The organism is Mesorhizobium sp. M4A.F.Ca.ET.050.02.1.1 (assembly GCF_003997725.1).
Lineage (GTDB): Bacteria > Pseudomonadota > Alphaproteobacteria > Rhizobiales > Rhizobiaceae > Mesorhizobium.
Genome location: NZ_RZSG01001053.1, coordinates 1 through 1,709, shown reverse-complemented (window position 1 = coordinate 1,709; position 1,709 = coordinate 1). Strand labels below are relative to the sequence as shown.

At 65.1% G+C, this 1,709-nt stretch carries 2 protein-coding genes; one reads left to right on the top strand and one right to left on the bottom strand.

Features of this window, described 5'->3' with window-relative positions; genetic code table 11:
- A partial coding sequence (locus tag EOA33_RS34830) for an aminotransferase class III-fold pyridoxal phosphate-dependent enzyme (protein ID WP_127407660.1) occupies positions 1-912 on the bottom strand: 912 nt, incomplete at its 3' end.
- Positions 913-1,093: 181 nt separating this feature from the next.
- Between EOA33_RS34830 and EOA33_RS34825 the strand changes: the two genes are divergently transcribed.
- Positions 1,094-1,709, top strand: a 616-nt coding sequence (locus EOA33_RS34825; RefSeq protein WP_127407659.1) for a MerR family transcriptional regulator, incomplete at its 3' end; no start/stop codon positions are given.

Below are 1,709 nucleotides of genomic sequence, written 5' to 3'. Positions count from 1 at the left end.
GACGCCGATCGGGCTGCCGCCATAGGTGCCGCCCAGCCCGCCCGGTCCCGGCGCGTCCATGATTTCCGCGCGGCCGGTGACGGCGGCAAGCGGGAAACCGCCGGCGAGGCTCTTGGCCATCGTCACCAGATCGGGCGCCACGGCATGATGATCCATCGCAAACATCTTGCCGGTGCGGGCAAAGCCCGTCTGTACTTCATCGGCAATGAGCAAGATGCCATGCTGGTCGCAGAGTTCGCGCAGCGCTTTCATCAGCGAAGCCGGAGCCGGATAGAAGCCGCCCTCGCCCTGCACCGGCTCGATGATGATCGCGGCGACGCGCTGCGGATCGACATCGGCGGCAAATAGCTTCTTCAGCGCCGCCAGCGACTGTTCAGAAGTCACGCCATGGAGATCGATCGGAAACGGCACGTGGAAGACGTCAGCGGGCATGGCGCCGAAGCCGACCTTGTAGGGCACGACCTTGCCGGTCAGAGCCATGCCCATGAAGGTGCGGCCATGGAAGCCGCCGCCGAAGGCGATGACGGCGGAGCGGCCGGTCGCGGCGCGGGCGATCTTGACGGCGTTCTCGACAGCTTCGGCGCCGGTCGTGACGAAGATCGTCTTCTTGGCGAAATCGCCCGGCGTCAGCGCGTTGAGCCGCTCGGCCAGCCGCACGTAGCTTTCATAGGGAACGACCTGGTGGCAGGTGTGGGTGAAATGATCGAGCTGATCCTTCACCGCCGCGATCACGCGCGGATGGCGATGGCCGGTGTTGAGCACGGCGATGCCCGCGGCGAAATCGATGTAGCGGCGGCCCTCCTTGTCCCAGATTTCCGCGTTCTCGGCACGCTCGGCATAGATCTGCGTGGTCATGCCGACGCCGCGGGAAATCGCTGCATTCTTGCGGTCGGTGAGGGTGGTCGCGGCCATCATGCGCTCCTGCGCTCTGGGGTGGGATTTGATATCTTGCATAATTTCTGCAAGACATATACAAACTTCCTACATTTTTTCTGCAAGAATGCAAGCGGTGTTTTCGGCTTCAAACCGCCGCCGTTTTCGGCGATGGTCCTGAACAGGGCTGAGAGACAAACCAACCGGGAATATTCCGCTCATGAGCAATGCCACGCCGGTACGCTACAAGGTGGCGGAGGCGGCGAAATCCGCGGGCGTCTCGGCCTCGACCCTGCGCCTTTGGGAAAGCCAAGGGCTCGTCGTTCCGGGACGGTCGGATACCGGCCACCGGCAATACACCGCCGAGGATGTGGCGCGGCTGAAGAAGATCGCCTGGTACAGGACCGAGCGCGGCCTCAACCCGGCGGCCATCCGCGAAGCGCTGGAAAGCGAGGCACCGTCCGACAGTGCCGACACCGCGGATACGTCCGACCTCGGCCGCAGGCTGCGCAGCCTTCGCCATGGCGCCGGCAAGACCCTGGACCAGATTGCCGCCGATGTCGGCATCGCCGCCTCCACGCTGTCCACCCTGGAGCGGACATCGCAGGGCGTCAGCTTCAAGACACTGCACGATCTGGCGCAGTATTACGGCACCACCGTTTCGCGCCTTTCCGGCGAGGAGCGGGACGACGTGCCGGCGCTCGTGCGTGCCGGGGCATGGCGCACCTGGCCGGAAACCACCCCCGGCGTGACCGTGCAGCTTCTCGCCGAGGGACGCACGATGATGGACTGCCACCGTTTCGTCCTGGCGCCTGGCGCCGCTAGCGAAGGCGCCT